Annotated in this window: 16 protein-coding genes and 1 pseudogene; 12 read left to right on the top strand and 5 right to left on the bottom strand. The window is 55.0% G+C overall.

Annotation, left to right across the window (positions count from 1 at the left end; translation table 11 throughout):
- Positions 1-36 precede the first annotated feature (36 nt).
- Positions 37-417, bottom strand: a complete 381-nt coding sequence (locus ACQ86N_RS25070; RefSeq protein WP_431209432.1) for a group III truncated hemoglobin — start codon at positions 415-417, stop codon at positions 37-39.
- 79 nt (positions 418-496) lie between these two features.
- Between ACQ86N_RS25070 and ACQ86N_RS25065 the strand changes: the two genes are divergently transcribed.
- From ACQ86N_RS25065 to ACQ86N_RS25025, 9 genes and pseudogenes are all read left to right on the top strand, one after another.
- Complete coding sequence (locus ACQ86N_RS25065; protein WP_431209431.1) at positions 497-955, top strand: hypothetical protein; 459 nt, start codon at positions 497-499, stop codon at positions 953-955.
- The gene (locus ACQ86N_RS25060) at positions 913-1,425 is read left to right on the top strand and encodes a helix-turn-helix domain-containing protein (protein ID WP_431209430.1); all 513 of its coding nucleotides are present in this window, start codon (positions 913-915) and stop codon (positions 1,423-1,425) included. The genes ACQ86N_RS25065 and ACQ86N_RS25060 overlap by 43 nt, the downstream gene beginning before the upstream one ends.
- 73 nt (positions 1,426-1,498) lie before the next feature.
- Positions 1,499-2,207: pseudogene (locus tag ACQ86N_RS25055) on the top strand (SDR family oxidoreductase).
- A gap of 123 nt (positions 2,208-2,330) precedes the next feature.
- Entirely contained in the window at positions 2,331-3,323 is a 993-nt protein-coding gene (locus ACQ86N_RS25050; RefSeq protein WP_431209429.1) for a cupin domain-containing protein, read from the top strand.
- Between the two features lie 74 nt (positions 3,324-3,397).
- Positions 3,398-4,597: a hypothetical protein gene (locus ACQ86N_RS25045; protein WP_431209428.1), complete on the top strand. Its 1,200-nt coding sequence runs from the start codon at positions 3,398-3,400 to the stop codon at positions 4,595-4,597.
- Positions 4,549-5,364 carry a c-type cytochrome gene (locus ACQ86N_RS25040; RefSeq protein WP_431209427.1) on the top strand — a complete coding sequence of 272 codons (816 nt, stop codon included), beginning with the start codon at positions 4,549-4,551 and terminating at the stop codon, positions 5,362-5,364. The genes ACQ86N_RS25045 and ACQ86N_RS25040 overlap by 49 nt, the downstream gene beginning before the upstream one ends.
- The gene (locus ACQ86N_RS25035; RefSeq protein WP_431209426.1) at positions 5,342-5,629 is read left to right on the top strand and encodes a hypothetical protein; all 288 of its coding nucleotides are present in this window, start codon (positions 5,342-5,344) and stop codon (positions 5,627-5,629) included. The genes ACQ86N_RS25040 and ACQ86N_RS25035 overlap by 23 nt, the downstream gene beginning before the upstream one ends.
- 70 nt (positions 5,630-5,699) lie before the next feature.
- Positions 5,700-6,227, top strand: a complete 528-nt coding sequence (locus tag ACQ86N_RS25030; protein WP_431209425.1) for a hypothetical protein — start codon at positions 5,700-5,702, stop codon at positions 6,225-6,227.
- The gene (locus tag ACQ86N_RS25025) at positions 6,166-7,005 is read left to right on the top strand and encodes a dienelactone hydrolase family protein (RefSeq protein ID WP_431209424.1); all 840 of its coding nucleotides are present in this window, start codon (positions 6,166-6,168) and stop codon (positions 7,003-7,005) included. The genes ACQ86N_RS25030 and ACQ86N_RS25025 overlap by 62 nt, the downstream gene beginning before the upstream one ends.
- Before the next feature lie 9 nt (positions 7,006-7,014).
- Here the strand turns inward: ACQ86N_RS25025 and ACQ86N_RS25020 are convergent, their stop codons facing one another.
- The 4 genes from ACQ86N_RS25020 to ACQ86N_RS25005 form a co-directional block, all read right to left on the bottom strand.
- Positions 7,015-7,620, bottom strand: coding sequence for a response regulator transcription factor (locus ACQ86N_RS25020; protein ID WP_431209423.1), 606 nt, complete (start codon positions 7,618-7,620; stop codon positions 7,015-7,017).
- Positions 7,621-7,624: 4 nt separating this feature from the next.
- A complete protein-coding gene (locus ACQ86N_RS25015) occupies positions 7,625-8,629 on the bottom strand; it encodes a sensor histidine kinase (RefSeq protein WP_431209422.1) in 1,005 nt (334 codons plus the stop codon).
- A gap of 234 nt (positions 8,630-8,863) precedes the next feature.
- Positions 8,864-9,106, bottom strand: a complete 243-nt coding sequence (locus ACQ86N_RS25010) for a hypothetical protein (RefSeq protein ID WP_431209421.1) — start codon at positions 9,104-9,106, stop codon at positions 8,864-8,866.
- Entirely contained in the window at positions 9,072-9,332 is a 261-nt protein-coding gene (locus ACQ86N_RS25005; RefSeq protein WP_431209420.1) for a hypothetical protein, read from the bottom strand. The genes ACQ86N_RS25010 and ACQ86N_RS25005 overlap by 35 nt, the downstream gene beginning before the upstream one ends.
- 539 nt (positions 9,333-9,871) lie before the next feature.
- On the opposite strand from ACQ86N_RS25005, the gene ACQ86N_RS25000 reads away from it, so the two are divergent.
- The 3 genes from ACQ86N_RS25000 to ACQ86N_RS24990 are packed head-to-tail and all read left to right on the top strand — an operon-like array spanning position 9,872 to position 12,020.
- Positions 9,872-10,555 carry a hypothetical protein gene (locus tag ACQ86N_RS25000; RefSeq protein ID WP_431209419.1) on the top strand — a complete coding sequence of 228 codons (684 nt, stop codon included), beginning with the start codon at positions 9,872-9,874 and terminating at the stop codon, positions 10,553-10,555.
- Complete coding sequence (locus ACQ86N_RS24995) at positions 10,509-11,276, top strand: hypothetical protein (protein WP_431209418.1); 768 nt, start codon at positions 10,509-10,511, stop codon at positions 11,274-11,276. The genes ACQ86N_RS25000 and ACQ86N_RS24995 overlap by 47 nt, the downstream gene beginning before the upstream one ends.
- A 3-nt stretch (positions 11,277-11,279) precedes the next feature.
- The gene (locus ACQ86N_RS24990) at positions 11,280-12,020 is read left to right on the top strand and encodes a TonB-dependent receptor plug domain-containing protein (protein ID WP_431209417.1); all 741 of its coding nucleotides are present in this window, start codon (positions 11,280-11,282) and stop codon (positions 12,018-12,020) included.
- Positions 12,021-12,110 lie beyond the last annotated feature (90 nt).

The following is a 12,110-nucleotide window of genomic DNA, read 5'->3' as shown; positions in this document are numbered from 1 at the left end:
CGCGGGCGGGCCCCGGCGGTCCCCGGATGGGAAGGATCAGCCTTTTGTTTCCCGAATTTGGGTGATCCGGCTGAGGAAGGTGCGGGCTACGGCGCCGGCTTTCTGCATGGCTTCGCCGGCTACGGGTCCTTCGAAGTTTTCGTTGAGGGTGGTCATGAAGAGGTGCAGCCAGCGATTGAAATGGGCTGAGTCAACGGGGAGGTCTGCGTGTTTCGAAAACGGCTGTCCTTTGTAGCCGGTCTCTGCGAAAAGGGCCATGTTCCAGAAATTGTACATGGTATCGAGGTGGGGCTGCCAGTCTTTTATGCGGGCGTCGAAAACGGGGCCGAGGAGGTCGTCATTGCGGACCTTGTCGTAGAACCGGTCGACCAGCGTCTTTATGTCCTGGAGCCCTGCTATATCGGAATGTGTTGACATGGTGCAAAGATACGGAGGTTTTGAATAAAAGACAAGATTGTCTTTTATTTTATGAGTGGAGGAATTGGTAATTTTGGTAATGCCCGAGAGGAAGAGCGAAATACCTACCTATAGCCTGGACCGATTTAGGTCGGTTCACCGGATGAAACAGGCCGGCTCATCGTTTGGTTATAACGATATGGATCCTTCGAAGGTCATTCCAGGATTCGAGATCTATTCGAGTGTGGGGCTGATCGGGTCGGTGGGACCTTTGCGTTCGGCTTTTTACCGCATCAGTATTACGGTGTCGGGGACGCTGGATATGGAGATAGGGCTGGAAGAATATAAGCATCGGCCGCGCACGATGAGCTTTACGGTTCCGCACCAGATATTTCAGAAGAACAATATCAGCAGTGATGCATTTGGCTATTACATGTTGTTTGAGACCGGTTTTCTGGAGGACGTGCTTCCGGCGGTGGCGCTGGCGAGGGAGTTTCCTTTTTTGGTCTGCCGGGGATGCCGGTATTCCAGGTGTCGGAGGAGGAGCTGCAGCGTATAGTCGGGCTGGTGATGAAGATCGACGAGGAGGTTCAGCAGTCCCGGACGGGGCGGGTGAAGGCGGTGAAGCTGTATCTCTATTTGTTGTTGCTGGAGGCCAGGCGGAGTTATGAGCGGCAGGGCCTGGACGGGCAGCGTTCGGGTCAGGCGGGGGCTTCGCTGGTGAGCCGATATTTAAGACTGGTGGGCGTTCATTATTTGAAGAAGAGGAATGTTTCGGAATATGCGGGGCTGCTTGGTGTGAGTGCGAATCATCTGAACAGGATGGTAAAGGAAGTGACGGGGAGGACGGCTTCCGAGTGTATCCGGGAGATGCTGGTGCAGGAGGCGAAGTCTTTGCTGCGATACACGGATAGTTCCGTTTCGGAGATCGCTTATCAGATGGATTTTAGTGACCCTGCCTCCTTCAACCGATTCTTCCGGGCGGCTGCGGATGCGACACCGCTGATCTGGCGGAAGAGATATAAGTAAGACAATAGAATGCAGGGTGCGGTCAATTTCCGCGGGGGTGATTGAGCCAACTTTGCGGCATCAATCAAATTCTATGGTTATGCATTTTCAAAATCAAAAGGTAGTTGTTGCCGGCGGGACGTCGGGTATTGGACTGGCTACGGCGAAGCGTCTGGCCGCAGAAGGGGCGGTTGTGACTGTGACGGGCAGGAATCCGGAAAAGATCAGGGCAGCGGAGAAGGAAGGAATCAGGGCAGTATACGTGGACAGCAAGGATCGGGTTGCGCTGGACGCGTTCTTTTCCGAACTTGGCCGCGTCGATCATCTCGTAATTGCTGCCGGTGGTTCGAAGGGGATGGGAGAGTTTGCGGGGCTGTCGCTGGAAGTGTTGGGTGAAGGGTTCGCCGAGAAGTTCTGGCCGCAGCTGGAGACGCTGCAGGCGGCGTTGCCGTCGATGGCGGCGGGGGAGTGTCACGCTGATCACGGGCAGCGCTTCGGTATTGAAGAAGCCGGGCATATCCGGGCTTGCGGCGATAAACGGAGCGTTAGAGCTGATGGTGCCTGTACTGGCGCAGGAGCTGAAGACGATAAGGGTCAATGCCGTTAGTCCTGGTCTTGTGGATACGGCGTGGTGGGATTTTATTCCGGAGGAGCAGCGGCCGGCGGTGTTTGAGCAATGGACTTCGGGCATCCCGGCAGGTAGGGTGTCGAGGCCGGAAGAAGTTGCGGACGTGGTTGCATTTCTGGCGGGCAATGGCTATATGACAGGGAAGATCATCGGTTGTGACGGAGGGTTGTCCTGATCGGTGATTACCATTCATCGCTGAAATGTACAGTTTGTCAAATAATTCTGCATTTCATTGGATATGCTGAACCGGGTTGGCAGTTTGTTTGTACTCTTGTTTCGCAATATTAATCATCAGCGTATGAATGCAGTAAAGAAGGTCAAAATGGCAGGTAACCCGAAGAGCTATTTATTCGGGGGTGTACGTATGGTCGTTCATATCGCGGGCGAGCAGGCGGAAGACCAGCTGAGTCTGATCGAGGCTTATATGCCGCCCGGCGGGGACAGTGGATTGCATGTGCGTATCAGCGAGGATGAGGCTATTTATCTGATAACGGGCGAGCTTGAGGTGACGGTAGGCAGTCAGAAGACGATCATGCTTCCGGGCGAGAGTTATTTTATTCCGAGGAGTGTGCCGCACCGGGTGCGTAATGTCGGGATGGTAGAGGCCAGGGCGATGCTGGTGGATCTGCCGGGGGTATTCAGCGGGCTGGTGCGCGATGCGGGCGTTCCAATGGAAGGCGTGTTGCAGCAACCCGCGCGGATGACCGAAGAGGAGATAGCGGAGCTATGTGCTTTTGCGGAGCAGTATGGGTCGCTGGTGCTTGTGCCGCCTTATCGGGAAGGAGAGGCCGTGTTCACGGGAAAGCCGCCCATTTACAAGCGGCCGGTACACAAGCGGGAACAGGATACCTATATGTTCTTTGGCGTTCCGACGGTGCTTCATCTGGCGGGCATCGAGACTGGTAATGAATTTTCCCTGATGGAAAGTTTTATGGGAGTAGATGGCGATAGCGGGTTGCATTCGCACGCCAATGAGGACGAGTGTGTATATGTGCTGCACGGTGAGGTGGAGCTGCTTGCCGGCGACTGCGAGCTGGTGCTGCGGGCGGGGGTGTCTCATTTTATTTCCCGGAATGTGCCGCATCGTCTGCGGAGCAGGAAGGGCAAGCCTGCGAGGGTGATGCACTGGTATACGCCGGGGACGCTGGATCCTTTTGTCCGGATGGCGGGTATCCGTATCAAGGGACCGAATGATGTGGGCCCTGTGTATCCGTCGCCGGAGCAGATCGGGCCTATTTTGCTCCTGAGTGAGGAATACGATTTTCAGATGCTGGTACCGCCGGGGGTTTGATGTTTCCTGTGGTGGTGGTTCACGCGCGGGGAATGGGAGGATATCGTATATTCATGGGTAAAAGCTAAGCCCATATGTTATCCCCGCGGTATTTCCTTCTTTCTATTGTGTTGTTTTTGTTTGCGTGTCACTCTGAGCGTTCGGGGCCTTATGGTTCCTGGGCGGTGTATGGGGGCAGCAAGGACAATATTCATTACTCTTCGCTGACGCAGATCGATACGACCAATGCGGTTCATCTGAAGCCTGTCTGGGAATATCATACCGGGGATGGGGACAGTGTTTCGCAGATACAGGTAAATAGTATTATCATCGATTCGGTGTTGTATGGGGTGACGCCGCGGCTCAGGTTATTTGCGCTGAATGCGGAGACGGGCAAGCAGCGCTGGGTATTCGATCCGGCGCGTCCTGTCAACGGTGTTACGCCGAAGATCGCGATCAATGCGTGCAGGGGTGTGGCATATTACCGTGGCGGGCCGGAAGACCAGCGGCTTTTTTATTCGGCGGGTTCGTTCCTCTATTGTATCGATGCGTTGACCGGCGGACCGGTCGGCGGATTTGGGGCCGGGGGAAGGATCGATCTGCACGACGATCTGGGCAGGGATGTGAAGGAGCTCTATATCACCGGCACTACTCCGGGGATAGTTTATAAAGACATGATCATCGTGGGGTGCCGGGTTGCGGAGGAGGCGGCTGCGGCGCCGGGTCATATCCGTGCGTACGACGTGCATACGGGTAAGCTCCGTTGGATATTTCACACCATTCCTTATCCGGGTGAGGAGGGCTATGAGAGCTGGGAGGACAAGGAAGCGTATAAGCATATCGGTGGGGCCAACAGCTGGTCCGGCTTTAGTCTCGACGAAGGCCGGGGGGTATTGTTTGCGCCGGTGGGATCGGCGAGCTTTGATTTTTATGGCGGTAAGCGTCTGGGCAACGGGCTTTTTGCCAACTGTATGCTGGCGCTGGATGCCAATACGGGCAGGCGGATCTGGAATTTTCAGACGGTACACCACGATATCTGGGACCGTGATCCGCCGACGCCGCCGATACCCGTGACTATTCGCAAGGATGGCGTGTCTGTGGAGGCGGTGGTGCAGACGACTAAGACGGGTTTTATCTTTTTGCTGGACCGGAAGACGGGGCAACCGTTGTATCCGGTGGAGGAGCGGAAGGTTCCGGACACGGGTGCGCTCCCGGGGAGAAGCTGTCGCCTACACAGCCTTATTCCGTGGGCCTGCCTGTGTTTGCGCGGCAGTCGTTGGCAGAGGCGGGGTTGAACAGGCTGGTGCCGGACAGTTCGTTCAGGGATATAGAGGGTCGGCTGGCGGGGTATCGGACGGGAAGTTTGTTTACGCCTCCGTCGAAGGAGGGGACGGTGATCTTTCCGGGTTTTGACGGGGCGGCCGAATGGGGCGGGCCTGCGTTCGATCCGGAGACGGGTTTGTTGTATGTCAATGCGAATGAAATGCCGTGGATACTGACGATGGTGGATGCCAAGGCTCCGCCGACGGCTTCGTCAACGGTCGGCGAGGCCGGGAAGGTGCTGTATGCTTCGAATTGTATGGTCTGTCACGGGGCGGGCCGGATGGGCGGGGGAAATTTTCCTTCGCTGATCGGGGTGGGGAGGAAGTATTCGGATTCGCAGTTCGTGTCGCTGGTCTCCTCGGGCAGGAGAATGATGCCGGCGTTCAAACAGCTGAGTCAGGGAGAGAAGGAGGCGCTGGCGGCGTTTGTGCTGGAACGTAGTGCGGCGGCGAAGAAGCCGTTCGTCAATGTCGGGAAGAAGCCTGTGGACCCGTATTACCGGCTGCCGTATGGGGCTACGGGGTATAATAAGTTCCTGACGAAGGAGGGTTACCCTGCTGTCGCTCCGCCGTGGGGGACACTGACGGCAATCGATCTTGGCCGTGGGGTGATCGTCTGGAGGGATACGCTGGGGGACAATCCGGAGTTCAGCGCGAAGGGGATACATACGGGGACGGAGAATTATGGAGGGCCGGTGGTGACGGCGGGGGGGGCTATTGTTTATTGCGGCTACGAGTGATGCGAAGATCAGGGCGTTTAACAAGCTGACGGGGCAGTTGTTGTGGGAGTCCGATCTGCCGGCGGCGGGTTTTGCGACGCCTTCGGTCTATTCGGTCGGGGGAAGGGAGTATGTAGTGATTGCCTGTGGAGGGGGGAAACTTCATAAGAAATCGGGGGACTCGTATGTGGCGTTTGCGTTGCCGGGTGGCGCAGCGGACACCAAAATAGTGTTCATATACGAACGTTTTCGTACTATAAGCGGACAGTGGTTATTTTTTGTCTGATGTAACGGTGTGATTTTCAGTTGGGGATAAATTGGCATGCCTTGTAGGGTGCCTGTTAAAACACTGCGACATGAAACACACCCCTATTTTTACCGTTGTTTTCCTTCTTTTATTTTGTTCGTGCGGGACTTTGGAGCCCACGACGAGCTCGGGTTCTCTGGAGACCAGCGTCAATATCGAGGTCGAGTGCCGGAATGATGCGGGTACCCGGGCGATGGTTATGAACATGCTGCGGCGGGGAAGGGCCAAGGATGTGCGGGAGGATCTGGTCGGCTATGTTATGCAGATCAGGGCCTCGTATTATCTGGCCGACAATTCACCTCAGAAAGCTGGAGGAGATCGGGAGTCTGTTGACGACGCAGGGCGGGGTATACCATGTGGAGATCGTGGAGAATCACACGGTGATCAGGGACCCGCGCTAGATGACCGCCGGAGTATCGGACGGAGGACCGGTGGGTGGTTGACGGAGCCTGGGGCGGCGGACCGGTGGGTGGAATGCCTGTTTGGATTTGGTGAAAGATGGGTACATTTAGTGTATGAAAATCTTAAAAACTCTAACGGGCGTCCTTTTAGTGGCCGGCCTGCTGACTGCGTGTAACAACAGTGCTCCCCAACAGGAATCTTCGGCGCCGGTGGCGGATTCGATGGCGGCGATGAAGGAGGAGACGATCAGTTTCGCTTCGGATTCGGCGAACCTCAGGGCATTCGTAGTCTATAATGACTCGGTCAAGGGCAGGCGCCCTGCGGTGCTGGTCATTCCGGAATGGTGGGGATTGAACGACTATCCCAGGATGCGGGCGCGTGAGCTGGCAAAGTTGGGTTATGTTGCGATGGCGCTGGACGTATATGGCGACGGGAAGGTGGCGGATAATCCGGACAGTGCGAGTAAGTATGCCGGACCTTTCTATATGCATCCGGAGAAGGCGAAGCGGCGGATCGATTCGGCCATTGCGAAGATCAGGACCTATGATATCGTGGATAGTTCGAAGATCGGGGCGATCGGCTATTGTTTTGGCGGGGGCATTCTGATCAATACGGCGAGGCTGGGGGATGACCTGAAGGGCATCGTTAGTTTTCATGGCAGTCTGTTGGGGACGCCGGCGCGGAAGGACCTGATGCGGACGAAGATGTTGGTCTGTCATGGGAATGACGATAAGTTCGTGACGGCGCAGGACGTCGCTAAATTTAAGAAGCAGATGGATTCTATCGGCGCCGACTATCAATTTATCGGGTATGACGGGGCCACGCATGCGTTTACGAATCCCGCTTCGACGGAGAACGGGAAGAAGTTCAAGATGCCGATCGCTTATAATGCGAAGGCGGATACGGCCTCCTGGCTGGCCATGGAAGATTTCTTTTCGAAGTTGTTTAAATAAAATAGTGTGCTACTTGATGAAAGCGCCGTTCTCTGCGACCCATTTCAGCAGGGCGTTGTTCTCGTCGCGCAGGTCGAGCTTCCGGCAGATGGCGTGGCGGTGGTTCTTGATGGTGTAGCGGCTAAGGTGCAGGGTCTCGGCGATCTCCTGAGTCGTTTTCTTTTCCCTTATGAGCTGGAGGATCCGGAGTTCCGTATCGCTGAACAGGGTATTGGGCTGCAGGAAGGCTTTGCCGGTCTGGCTATTGGACTGGATGCGGCTGATCACGAGCTGTACGCCGGCGAACAGCTGCATTTCGTCGATGGGTTTGATGAGGTAGTTGGCTGGGTTGGCGGCGGCGGCCTGTTCGATGATGGTACGGGTCTGGTAGGAGGTGATGAAGATGACCTCAAAAGCGTAGCGGCGGCGGAGTTCGCTGACAAGATGAATGCCTGTAAGTTCTTCCTCCAGGTGGATATCGCAGAGCAGGAGGTGGGGCAGCATTTCGGCCATGGCCGTTCGGGCCTCGGCGGAGGACACGGCGATACGGGTGGTGCAGGCGAAGTTGGACTGGAGCTGCCGTTCGATGAAACGGGCTATGATAATTTCGTCTTCTACAATGAGGATTCTTATCATGGGATCAAACGGGAATGGTGAATGAATAGGATAATCCTATGTCTTTGGAGACGGTCATCTGTCCATTCATTTGCCGGGTAAGGTCTTTGATGAGGGGGATCCCCATGGTAAACTTCTCCGGGTCTTCGATTTCGTTCAGGCAGTTGCCGTTGTCCGTGTAGACGAACTGCAGCAGGTGGTCGCTGAGATTGTTTGCTTCCACCCGTATGCAAGGGTCGGGGTGGTCGCGGAATGCGTGCTTAAACGTATTCGTGAACAATTCTGACAGGATCAGGCCAAAGGACAAAGTATGTTTATCGCTTAGTTGAATGCCGGCGGGTATGACTTGCTGGATACGGGTCTGACCTTTTGTGTCGTATATCTTCTGGAGGTGTACCGCCAGTTCGGTGACGAATTCGCAGAGGCTTACGTTGTGCCCGTTCTCGTAGTTGAACAGTTTTTGGTTGACGAGCATCATCGCCCGTATTTTTCCGATGTTCCCTTTCAGGATGTCGCGGGATGTGCCGTCTTTGACGATGGGCAGCTGGAGGCTGAGTAGGCTGTAGAGCAGCTGCAGATTGTTTTTAACGCGATGGTTGAGTTCGTTGATCAGGGTCTCGATCTTGGTATTGCGTTCGGCCAGCATGAATTTCTGCTTTTGCAGGCGCCTGTTGGAGACCTTTAGTTCTTCGGTCCTTTCTTCCACTTTCTTTTCGAGGATGATATTCTGGTGCTGTTGAAGATCGTTGAACTCTTTCAGCACGGCCTGTTTGGCGACTTCGTGCTGGCGCATTTCCTCTTTGAGTCCTGTAGAGAACAAAAGGAATACGCAGAGGATGGCGATGTCGCCGAAGATGGGGGCGATGGCCAGCGAGCGTTCGTGCAGGAAGATGGAGGTGATCGTAATGGAGAGCCCGGTGCAGCCGATAAGGATGATCCCGTAGGCGAGGTAGCGCTGGGCCGGATTAAGGGCATTCCAGCAGGTGTACAGCGCGCTGATGGCCAGCCCGAGAAAGAGGGGTGTTCCCATAGCTGGATCGTATTGGTCAGGTTGTAGTTGCCGGTGAAGTAGTCGATCGTAATATATGTTACGGATGAGGCGATGATGAGGACTGGCATCCATTTCATCCAGGTATAAAATCGGGGGTAGTTGCTTCTTATCTGCCAGAAGTCCCTGACGAGGAAGAACAGACCCAGCATGCCGAGGTCGAGGAAATGTTTGTTGAACAGCCAGCCTGTGGCGGGGTCGTCGGGGAAGAACCATTCAATGAAATAGCCGGCAGAGCTTGATCGCGTAGAGGCCAACGCCGGTGACGAAGACCAGCAGCCACAGGTATAGTCTGTAGCGGGTGACGAGCCAGGAGAGCAGGGTATAGACGAAAAAGATGCCGACCGCGCCCTGGAGGGCGGAGTTCAGTGATTCTTTGAGCCGGACGGTTTGATAGTAGCTGCGTCTTGTCTGCAGAGTGAAGTCAAAAACGGGTTGGTAGTGTTTTGTATGGTGCACCTGCAGGAGAAGCGTATAGGTCTTTCCCGGTTCGAGCGGGAGGGGTTGCGAAGAGGCGGCCGTCGGACTCGCCGATATAATTGCGTGCACGGAAAGCGCCGGTTTGCTGGTGGGCTATCAGTGTGTCGCCCTGGTAAAGGTAGACGTCTACGTAGGTAAGGTTGTTGAAGGAGAGGACCTGGCCTGGATCGGTGGCCATTTTGCTGGTTTGCAGCGTTGTTTTCATCCAATAATAGCTGGTGGGGGACCCTTTCGGGAGCCTGTCCAGGGGGAACGAGTGCGTTCGGGTGGCTTAATACATCTGTGGCCGACAGCGTGCCTGTCCGGTCCTCGAGTGCAAGAAAATGCGGTTTAAGCAATACTTGCTGACCGGATAATAAGGGTGTAGGGGGTGGCAGTGTTTCGGCTCTGCAGGTGCTAATAACCAGAAATGCGAGAATTATCAAGCGTGCAGGCCTTAATCGTGATCCAGGAGACATCCCGTCCAAAATACGACAAAATACTGCTCCTAAAAGGGTAGAAATACGCAAGATTAGGAATTTGGACCCCAGGGTCTGTGTTCCTTTAGTATGATGGAGGCCTAGTAGACAATAATAAAAATATTATATAAATATGCAATTCGATATGTGGATAAAATTATTAAGAATCTTATAGTTGCGGGTTTCTTCCCGCTTTCTGGATGAATTCTGAATTTATTAATCAGGACTTAATACTCCCAGCCGATGGTTTGACTAATTTACGGCTTCTTAAAAAATCAGGAACATCATGAAGGCGATCATTAGTATGTTGTTAGTAGCCCTTTTTTTAGCCGGTTGCTCCAAGAATTCCGATCAGCAGGTGAGTATTTCCGATCAGCAACTGCGGGTTGGCGACTTTATCCAGAACGGGGACACGCTGAATTCCAAGAACGGCTCGAACGGGAGGGCTATCAAGGGGACGCTGAAGTCCGGTCAGACCTATTATCTGTGTAGTCTTTATGCGGATGCTACGATCAACAAAGGCGATACGCTCGCGATACAGAATGACGTGAAGGTGCTGGTGGTCGGGCCGAAAAGCGGACCGGGTGCGATCGGGACGCAGGATCACGCGCCTGGTATCGTTATCAATGGAAGTTTTTACTGTCTTGGCACGAAGGACAAGCCCAACTGGTTCACTGTTGCCGATCAGTCGCTGAAGTCGGATCCTGCGAAGGACCCGCAGGACCCGAAGACGGATCCCGCATTCAAGGGTTACTGGGGTGGTCTGCAGGGCGGCAATGGCGCGGGAGACGTCATCATCAAGTGGACGCATATTGAATATACGGGAGGCTTATATCCCACGGGTGCTCCGAAGTCGGGCAACCGGTACGGCGTCCTCGTCACGTCGCCGGGTTCGAATTTCGTGCTGGAGGACTCCTGGCTGTATGGCTGTGCGAATGACGTGGTTCGTCCCGCGGGCGGCAACTCATGAGATCTTCCGCAATACGTTCGAGAAGATCGGCCTGACGGCGGGAGAATGTGTGAATGTGAAGAGCGGCAGTGTGGGTGACATCGGCTATAATCTTGTGGTGGGTGGAACGGGGAATGCCTTTAAGGCGGCCAATGCGGGGGGGCTCAGTCCGCAGGCGAGCATGGTCTGCTATAACAATACGGTCATTACGACTGGTTATCGTCAGGCGAAGGCGGGCGAGGGCGGTTCGATCGATTTCGAGCAGGCCGGGCGCGGGCTGGCTTACAATAATATTCTCGTCAACTGCGCCTATGGGCTGGGGATCCGGGGTGGCGGCGGGAGCGTGCCTATCGCGGATACGGCGAATATCCGGTATGGCAATACCTACAACTACGGCGACCTGACGGACTTTACGACGCAGTTCCTGCCGGTAGGGTTTATTACGGTGGCGCAGGCTTCGGATATCAACGGCGGAAACGGGACTGTGCCGGGTGCGAACAATCCTAAATTCGTGAACTATCCGCTGCCTGCCGCGGCCGGGATTAATTTCAGCGCTGCTGACTATGCGGGTGCATTCGACTTTCATTTGTCAAGCGGTTCACCGGCTATCGGAAAGGGGTATGCGGGTTTTTCTGCTGCGTCGGTGGTGAAGAAGGACGCGGTGTATGGGGTTACGGAGGTAACGGCTCCGGGGAAGGATATGGGGGCGTTCCAGACGGATGGGAGCGGGAATAAACACTAAGCGATGATAGGGGTGTTGTTCGTTGCGGGTCTTTTATTGCATCGGGTGGATACGGTGCGGAGGGATTCGTTGCCCGAGGTGACGGTGAGGGGCTACAGGGATGGGGGTACTCTGTCGGGGGCCATCAGTCTTCAGAAGGCCACCGGACTAATCGTGGATATCGTACCCGAAGAGTCGATTCAGCGCAGCACTGACCTGAGCATCGGAGATGTCACGCGACGGATAAATGGGCTTTCCGTTACTACGGATAATTTTGGTCAGTCCGGTCGCACGATCATACGGGGTATGGACCCCAAGTACAACTATACGCTGATCGACGGGATCAAGCTGCCGAGTCCGAGTGACCGAAGCCGTTATATACCTCTTTCGATCTTTCCCGCCGATATGGTGCAGCGGGTGGAAGTATATAAGAGCCTGTCGCCGGCCATGGAGGGGGATGCTATCGGTGGAGCGGTGAACCTGGTATTGCGGAATGCTCCTTCGTCGCCTCTTCTGAAAGTACGGTTTAGCGGGGGATACAATCAGACTTTTTTCGATCAGTCCTATCTGGCGTTCGACCGCGGCGGAGTTCGCAGCAAGAGTCCCTATGATGCTGCACGGGGCGGGTTATTATGCTTCGGGCGCCGATTTCCCGAGATCGAATCTTTCATTTCATTCGACGAAGCCGCTGCCGGATGCGGTGGGGAGTGTTGTGTGGGGGAGGCGATTTTTCGGGCAGCGGCTGGGGATGCTGGTAGCGGATGAATACCAGAATATCAAGAGGGGGACGCCGAACTTTTTTATTCCGCAGAATAACGAGCCTGGGTTGAATAATACTCCTGGGCTGACGGATCT

It is taken from the genome of Puia sp. P3 (assembly GCF_050632245.1).
GTDB lineage: Bacteria > Bacteroidota > Bacteroidia > Chitinophagales > Chitinophagaceae > Puia.
Note: the sequence above shows the minus strand (reverse complement) of the source record. Positions and strands in the feature narration are given on the sequence as shown.